This window comes from Azospirillum sp. B4 (genome assembly GCF_000333275.1).
In the GTDB taxonomy this organism is placed as follows: domain Bacteria; phylum Pseudomonadota; class Alphaproteobacteria; order Azospirillales; family Azospirillaceae; genus Nitrospirillum.
Genome location: NZ_BACU01000265.1, coordinates 1 through 7,073, shown reverse-complemented (window position 1 = coordinate 7,073; position 7,073 = coordinate 1). Strand labels below are relative to the sequence as shown.

Annotated in this window: 4 protein-coding genes; 3 read left to right on the top strand and 1 reads right to left on the bottom strand. The window is 69.5% G+C overall.

What is annotated here, in order from left to right; all coding sequences use genetic code 11:
* The 3 genes from I55_RS32975 to I55_RS11445 all read left to right on the top strand — a co-directional run.
* On the top strand, positions 1-1,868 hold a 1,868-nt coding region (locus I55_RS32975), incomplete at its 5' end, for a TonB-dependent receptor plug domain-containing protein (protein ID WP_148293681.1).
* Complete coding sequence (locus I55_RS32970) at positions 1,769-2,893, top strand: TonB-dependent receptor domain-containing protein (RefSeq protein ID WP_083901023.1); 1,125 nt, start codon at positions 1,769-1,771, stop codon at positions 2,891-2,893. The genes I55_RS32975 and I55_RS32970, both read left to right, overlap by 100 nt.
* A 251-nt stretch (positions 2,894-3,144) precedes the next feature.
* The gene (locus tag I55_RS11445) at positions 3,145-4,221 is read left to right on the top strand and encodes a LacI family DNA-binding transcriptional regulator (protein WP_044560686.1); all 1,077 of its coding nucleotides are present in this window, start codon (positions 3,145-3,147) and stop codon (positions 4,219-4,221) included.
* Here the strand turns inward: I55_RS11445 and I55_RS38370 are convergent.
* Positions 4,218-7,073: autotransporter domain-containing protein (locus I55_RS38370; RefSeq protein ID WP_044560685.1), on the bottom strand; the 2,856-nt coding region annotated here is incomplete at its 5' end. The genes I55_RS11445 and I55_RS38370 overlap by 4 nt on opposite strands.

The following is a 7,073-nucleotide window of genomic DNA, read 5'->3' as shown; positions in this document are numbered from 1 at the left end:
GCGCCGTCCACCTGATCATTGAATCGATCACGGCCGAGGACATGGGCAAGATGCCCGACCAGGACATCGCGGAATCGCTGCAGCGCCTGTCGGGCGTGCAGATCGACCGCGACAATGGCCAGGGCACCCGCGTGCGCATCCGCGGCCTGAGCCAGAACGTCACGGTGCTGAACGGCGAACCCTTCCTGTCCGGCCTGGAGGCCTACGCCAACGGCGAGGGCTCCGGCGGCGGCGGCAACACCGCCACCAGCTCGCTGGAGGCCATCCCGTCCGACCTGATCGCCGGGGTGGACGTCTACAAGTCGCCCCAGGCCAGCCTGGTGGAAGGCGGCATGGGCGGCATCATCAACCTGAAGACCCGGTCGGCGCTGGACGCCCCGCAGGGCTGGAGCGTGGGCGGCAACCTGCGCATGACCACCGGCCAGCATGCCCGCATGGAGGACTGGACCCCCGTCGGCGCCATCGTCGGCACCTACAACTTCAACAACAAGATCGGCGTCACGGCGGCGTTCTCGTATTCCGAGACCGACACCCACACCGACATGATGCAGGGCCAGAACCGCGCCGGCTGGGCCATCGAGCCGGCGGCGGGCACGTCCAGCAACCCCATGGCCACCATCCCGCAGAAGTACATCTCGCCCGAACTGCTGTACTTCACCGACCGCGACACCGACCGCACCCGCATCAGCGGCCAGCTGGGCATCGACTACGCCGCCACCGACAGCCTGACCCTGAACGCCGACTGGCTGCATTCCACCTACGACATCCTCACGCAAGAGGCGTCGAACAAGCTGTGGTTCAATTCCAACGGCCTGGGCCTGGGCATCGACCCCAGCCAGCCCTACAGCGTGGACAGCAACGGCGTCATCAAGTCCGCCACCATCCGCGCGCTGGGTGCCGAGGGCGACAGCGACGTGCAGAACGTCCACCTGACGGCGGACAACTTCCACTTCGGCGGCAAGTGGGACAACGGCGGCCCGCTGCGCGGCAGCTTCAAGGTCTCCTACGCCAAGTCGGAGTACAATTCCGACAGCGCCCAGCAGGACGTGGAATATTCGCAGTACAACGCCGCCCAGCCCTGCGCCACCAGCCCCAATGGTTATTGCAACCTGCCGCTGAACCCCTCGGCCCCCGGCGGCAGCAGCCCGGTCAGCCACGGGCCGGCCTATTCCTTCAACTATGTCAACAACGGCAGCCTGCCGACGGTGTCGTACAACGCGCCCTACGCCGACCTGATCAGCAATCCCAACAACGCCGTCTTCAAGTCCGCCTGGGCGTGGAACATCCATTCCAAGGATGACCTGTGGTCCGGCCATGCCGATGGTGAGTACGACGCCGAATTCATCAAGGTGGTCAAGACCACCTTTTCCGCCGGCGTGCGCTACACCGATGACAAGATCAACTACAGCCTCTCGCATTACGAGCTGGACAAGTCCTCGGCCGGCCAGACCGGGTACTGCAGCAACGGCACCTGCTATGGCACCTACGGCTATTACATGGACCCGGCCATCCTGAACGAGGGCCTGACCAATCCCGCCACCGGGGCCAGCGCCGGCGGCAACTTCGTCGGCGCCACCGGCACCCCGTCGCAGACCCCGCCGGTCATCCCGGCGGCCACCGCGCTGTCGGCGCCCAACCGGGCGCAGGTGATCAAGAACTTCTTCCCCAGCGGCAACGTCGGCAACACCATCCTGGTGCAGAACCTGTCGCAGATGCAGAACCCGGTGCAGTGGCTGCAGGGCAACTTCCCGCAGTTCCCCGGGGTAAGATGGTGCGGGGACCCCATCACTCCTTCAACATCGAAACCCAGCGCGTCTCCGGCTATGCCATGGCCGACCTGGGCGACAAGGGCGACCGCTTCCACCTGAACATGGGCGCCCGCATCGTCGACACGGTGCAGCGGGTGATGGCCGGCGCCCTACCGGCTAACCCCATCTACATCTCCGACGAGTCCTGGGACGGTTCCAACGCCATCACCAACCCGGACGTCATCAAGGCGGAACGGCACTACACCGACGTCCTGCCCAGCATGAACCTGGTGCTGGACGTGGCACCGGACCAGAAGGTCCGCGTCTCCGCCGCCCGCGTCATGTCACCCCCCAGCCCCTACCAGCTGGGCACCGGCGCGCAGTACAACTTCACCCGCGAGACCAACACCGCGGGCAAGCAGGGCTTCGCCTTCGTGGGCGGCAGCGGCGGCAATCCGGACCTGGATCCCTTCCGCGCCACCCAGGTCGACATCGGGTATGAGTGGTACTTCGGAAGCCAGGGCGCCCTGACCTTCGGCGGCTTCTACAAGTCCATCGACACCTTCATCCAGACGACGACCACCTCGATCACGGTCATGGATGATTTCGGCGGCAGCACCGCGGGCTTCACCGCCCCCAGCAATGGCGCCGGCGGCAGCATCAAGGGCTTCGAGGTCGGGGCGCAATACGCCTTCGACTTCGGTGTCGGCTTCAACGCCAACTATACCTACTCGCTGTCCACCTCCTCCACCCACACCGACTTCGCGCGCGACCTGCCCATCCCCGGCGTGTCGCTGCACGCCCTGACGGCGCAGGCCTACTACCAGAAGAACGGCCTGGAAGCCCGGTTGTCCTACAGCTGGCGGTCCAGCGCGGTGAACGGCGACGCCATCGGCTCCGTCTTCTCCGTCCTGGACGCCACCACCAACAAGTCTGTCGCCTACGGCGTGTTCAGCCGGCCCTACGGCCAGTTGGACGCCCAGGTCGCCTACCAGTTCACGCCTGAGTTCGGCATCACCTTCGAGGCCATCAACCTGACGGAGGAATCCCAGGAGACCTACCTGCAGTTCAAGAACCAGCCCTTCAGCTACATGAACTCGGGTCGCCGGTTCATGCTGGGCGGCCGGTTCAAGTTCGGCGGCTGATCGCCCGGTACTTGATCGCCCGGTACTCAAGCGTCGCGTGATCAGGGGCCGGCCGCCGAGGGTGGCGGGCGGTCCCTGATGCCGGGGGCCGGCCTTTCCGGCCGTTCCCCGGGCCTTCTTCTTGATCTCCCTTCATCGCGCATGCCCTCTCCCCGGGGATATGCGCCCACTCTGGGCGGCATGATGGTATCGTGCCGCCCTTTCTTTTTCCCGCCACCCTTGTCCGGCCTTGCCGTTGGGAGCCACGCCTCATGGGGAACGAAGTCCGGAAGCCGACGATCATCGACGTCGCCCGGGAATCCGGTGTTTCCATCAAGACAGTCTCCCGGGTGCTGAACGGCGAGCCCTACGTCAACCGGGCCACGCTGGACCGGGTGCTGAAGGCGATGCACGACCTGGGCTACCATCCCAACATGTCGGCGCGCACCCTGGCCGGCAAGCGGTCCTACCTGCTGGGCCATCTCTACGGCGACCCGGCCGGTCCCTACACCATGGAAATCCAGGTGGGCCTGCTGAACCGCTGCCGGGCGCGGGGCTACCACCTGCTGATCGAGGAGATCGACTATCGCGGCCAGGATGTGGAGCGGCGGGTGCGCGCCGTGCTGGATTGGCTGCGCCCCGACGGCATCGTGCTGACCGCCCCCATCACCGACGAGCCACGCGTGCTGTCCGTGCTGGCGGAAAGCGGCATCCCCCTGGTGCGGGTGACGGCGGAGCGCGGGAACGAGGTGTCCTCCACCGTCTGGATCGATGAGCGCCAGGCGGCGGCGGCCCTGGTCCGCCACCTGCTGTCCCTGGGCCATCGCCGCATCGGCCTGATCAAGGGCCCCGCCAACCATGGCGCCACCGAGCGCCGCCACCTGGGTTATCGCGAAGCGTTGGCCGAACTGGGCATCGCGGAGGATCCGGCCCTGATCGAGCATGGCGCCTTCACCTTCCCCTCCGCCCTGCCCTGCGCCGAGCGGCTGCTGGCGCTGGACGACCGGCCCACCGCCATCTTCGCCTGCAATGACGAGATGGCGGCGGCCGTCATCGTCGTGGCCCAGGGCCGGGGCCTCAGCCTGCCCGGGGACCTGTCGGTGGCGGGCTTCGACGATTGCCCCATCGCCTCCATGACTTGGCCGCCCCTGACCACGGTGCGGCAGCCCATGCGCCAGTTGGGGGAAGAAGCGGCGGACCTGTTGATCGCCCGCCTGACCGAACGGCCGCGCGGCGACGCCACCGTGCCCCATCGCCTGGTGGCGCACGAGCTGGTGGTGCGCGCCTCCACCGCCCCGCCCCGACCTGCCCCGCCCCGACCTGCCCCAGGGCGTGTGAAGGCGTCCTAGAACGCCCAGACGGCGCGCAAGACCCCGGCGTGGCTCTGATAGTCGCGGCGGAGGTCGCCGGTGTACTCCAGGCGCAGGCTCAGGCCGTCGCCCTGGTCCAGCGTGGCGCCCAGGCCCAGGGCCAGGCCGTCGGCCGCGACCTGCGCCGTGCCGCTGGCGAAGCTGACCCCCGCCAGCACGCCCGTCGTCGCGACCGGGCCGTTCAGGTAGTCGTGCGTCCACGCCACCCGCACCTCCGGCACCAGCGTGCCCAGCCCGGTGCGCACCCGGCTGTCCACCTTGATCCCCAGTTCCTGCGTCAGGTTGCTGGTCACCAGCGCGTCCACCGCCAGTCCGGCCACGCCGGCGTCGCGTTCCTGATAGCCGTGGTTGGTCAGGCGCACCGCCCGCAGGCTGACCTGCGGCGTCAGGGTGAAGTCCTGCGCCGGCAGGTCGTAGCCCACGGTCAGCTTGCCCAGGTACTGCTCCCCGCCATAATTGGCGTTGGCGCGGGCGCCCAGGAAGGTGATCCACCGCCGCTGGTCGTAGTGGTTGTAGCCGACGCCGGCCTGCTCCTCCACCGACAGCCGCTGGTCCGCCCAATCCGGACGCCAGACGGTGTAGGCCGTCAACTGGTAGCTGCCCACCCGCGTCAGGCTGCCGGCGCTGCTCCCCTGCCCCACCGCCGCGCTGGTCAGCCAGCTGAACGCCAGGCCGGCCATGATCTCGGAATTGGCGTACCAGTCGGCACCCAGCACCAGCCCGGCGCTGCTGGCGCGGTAGCCCGGCGCCTCCCGGCTGTTGCCGCGCAGGGCGCCGCCGCCCAGGATCTCACCCCAGATCGCCCCCTGCTGCCCAGCGGAGCCGGAGGCCATGCCTTTTCCACCGTCCATCAGGCCGGCCACGGTCTGCTGGTGTTGGCTGATGGCGGTGGTCATCGGGGCGGTGACGGCCGTCGTCAGCTGCGGTGTCAGCTGGCTGGGCGATAGCTGTGCCACCGCCTCCCGCTGCGCCGCCCCTGTCAGGGTCGCGAGCGGCGCCAGCACCCCCGTCTGGAAGGCCGCGGCCGCCGGGCCGCTGGCGGCGGCGATGACGTCCAGTGCCGCGCCCGTACCCATCGCCGCCCCGCCCTGCGCCTGACCCATCGCCTTGTAACGCGTGACCGGCGTCGTGGGCTTGGTCGGATCGACCGGCGTGCCGCCACCGGTGGTGCCCGTGCCGCCGCTGTCCAGGGTCAGCACCAGGTCGGTGGTGCCGCCGCTGGTGATGGTGGAGCTGGTGACGGTGTAGCCGGCGGCGGTGAGCGTCAGGTTGCTGGTGGTCAGGCTGGCCCCGGCCGAGACGATGGTGTAGCTGCCCGCCGACAGGGCCCCACCGTTGACGGCGGTCAGGGTGATGCTGCCCCCGGTCAGGCTGGCGCTGCCGCTGATCACCAGGCTGCCGTGGGTGGTGCCGCTGACGCCCACCACCAGGCCGCCGCCCGTCTGGCTGTAGCTGCCGGCGATGTTGATGGCGCTGTTGACCAGCAGGGTGGCGCCGCTGTTGACCACGCCATGGCCGCCCACGTCGATGCGGTCGTTCAGCAGCAGCACGCCCCGCACGAAGCGCAGGTTGGACTGGGTGTTGCCGATGGTGCCCTGGGTGCCGTCCCGGCCGGTCAGGACGCCGGGGGCGGCGTCCGTGCCGCCGCTGATCGACAGGTCGTTGGCCGACAGGTTCAGGATGTCGCCGGCGACGGTGCCGGTGTCGGCCAAGGTGCCCAGGGCGCCGGTGCTGGCGATGTACAGCGCCGTGGCCCCGCCGGCGGTGTTGGTCAGCGTGCCGGTGACGGCCAGGCTGTCCAGGCCACCGCCGATGTAGTCGTTGCCGGCCACCGCCAGCAAGCTGGCGCCGCTGGTGGATCCTGAGGCGTCCAGGCCGGTGACGCCGCTGGTGACGGTGGCGCCGGCGTAGCTGGACCCCGCCCCGCCTTGGATCAGCGTGACGCTGTCGCCCACCCGATAGGTGCCCGTGGCCGACACGCCGGCGTTGACCACGCCGCCCGTGATGCTGGCGGCCCCGCTGACCGACAGGACGTGGCCGCCGGTGGCCAGCGTGCCGCCGGACTGGGCGAAGTCGCCCGTCACCGCCACGTCACCAGCCAGCGCCAGGCTGGCCCCGGTGTTGGCCACGGTGTGGCCGGCGACGTTGACCGCGTCGGCCAGGCTGACCGCGCCGGCGGCGAACACCACGTTGGAGGAGGTGTTGCGGATGGTGCCGCCGCTGAAGCGGCCCACCGAACCGTTGGCCCCACCGGTGATGGCCAGGTCGGCGGCCGACAGGTTGGTGACGTTGCCGATGATCGCGCCGCTGTTGGCCAGCGTGCCCAGGCTGCCGGTGGCCGCGATGTACAGCGCCGTGGCGCCGCCGGCGGTGTTGGTCAGCATGCCGGTGACGCTGAGGCTGGCCAGGCTGCCGCCGATGTAATCGTTGCCCGCCACGGCCAGCAGGCTGGTGCCGCTGGTGCTGCCCCTGGCGTCCAGGCCGGTGACGCCGCTGACCACCGTGGCGCCGCCGTAGCTGGACCCCGCCCCGCCCTGGATCAGCGTGACGCTGTCGCCCGCCAGGTAGGTGCCCAAAGCCGACACCCCGGCGTTGACCACGCCGCCGCTGACCACCGCCGCATCGCTGACGCTCAAGCCATGGCCGGCCACGGCCAGGGTGCCGGCCGACTGGACGTAGGCGCCGGCGATGGCCACGTCGCTGGCCAGGGTCAGGCTGACACCGGTGTTGCTGACGGTGTGGCCGGTGACGTCGAGGACATCGGCCAGGCTGACGGCACCCGAAGCGAAGGTCAGGTTGGACAGGCTGTTGTGGATGGTGCCGCCGCTGAA